The organism is Adhaeribacter terrigena, from assembly GCF_016623615.1.
GTDB lineage: Bacteria > Bacteroidota > Bacteroidia > Cytophagales > Hymenobacteraceae > Adhaeribacter_A > Adhaeribacter_A terrigena.
In genome coordinates this window covers 1-528 of the sequence record NZ_JAEHFX010000024.1, presented here as the reverse complement: position 1 = coordinate 528, position 528 = coordinate 1, and the positions used below count along the sequence as shown (strand labels likewise).

The following is a 528-nucleotide window of genomic DNA, read 5'->3' as shown; positions in this document are numbered from 1 at the left end:
GTACGTTATAGGGAATTTAAATGAACAAGAATTGATGAATTTATTTAAAAACGACACAATTGAAGATCCGTTCTTTGGAAAGATGAATGTGGTTTTTGATAAGTTCTCAAATAGCTTCTTTCTTGATAAGAAAATTACTTTAGATGGAGTTAGTAAAGCTGTAATCCTTTACATAGAAACTAACAATAAAGAATCATCCCAAGAACAACGATTTGCTTTCAAGAAAATTACAAAACAATTTTTGATAATTTGGCAAGCTATTAAAGATTTTTTGGTTACGACTAATAGCCTTTTAAACGAAAATTCATTAGAAAATAATTATCGGATTGAGTCAATTACACTTCCAAAGAATTTAAATTTTAACAGAGTTGAATGGGAATTGGAATTACTTAATCTTGAAGATGGATTCTCTAAAATTGTGGTAGAAATAGTTGACACAAAACCTGTCCATTTTTCAGTAGAAGGATAAAAAAACAACCTATAACCACAGCTAAAGCACATTAAAACGTGCCTTAGCCACGTACGTTA

Annotated in this window: 1 protein-coding gene; it reads left to right on the top strand. The window is 29.5% G+C overall.

Going from position 1 to position 528, the window contains the following annotated elements; translation table 11 throughout:
* Positions 1-469: hypothetical protein (locus tag I5M27_RS18485; protein ID WP_200507873.1), on the top strand; the 469-nt coding region annotated here is incomplete at its 5' end.
* Positions 470-528 lie beyond the last annotated feature (59 nt).